This window comes from Photorhabdus sp. RM71S, assembly GCF_042879355.1.
GTDB lineage: Bacteria > Pseudomonadota > Gammaproteobacteria > Enterobacterales > Enterobacteriaceae > Photorhabdus > Photorhabdus kayaii.
Genome location: NZ_JBHFKV010000319.1, coordinates 1 through 223 on the forward strand (window position 1 = coordinate 1; position 223 = coordinate 223).

At 45.3% G+C, this 223-nt stretch carries 1 protein-coding gene; it reads left to right on the forward strand.

Features of this window, described 5'->3' with window-relative positions:
- Nucleotides 1-71 precede the first annotated feature (71 nt).
- On the forward strand, nucleotides 72-223 hold a 152-nt coding region (locus tag ACGF5R_RS25050), incomplete at its 3' end, for a DUF4277 domain-containing protein (RefSeq protein WP_387693369.1).

A 223-nucleotide genomic window follows, 5' to 3' on the forward strand; every position in this document is an offset into this window, starting at 1 on the left:
TTTATTGTTCCCATGAGATTGACGGCGATCGCCCATTTTGATCTATTACTTTTATTTGCCGGAAAGTGAATATGCTCAAGTCAGAACCTGCCATTAAACGTCTTGATCACCTTGGTCTCATCGCGGCTTTCTGCTATGAAGCCGGATTGCCCCGTATCATTGATGCCATCATGCCAAAATATTCGGGTCACACCGTTTCTCATGGCGAGGCTTTTCTTGCGAT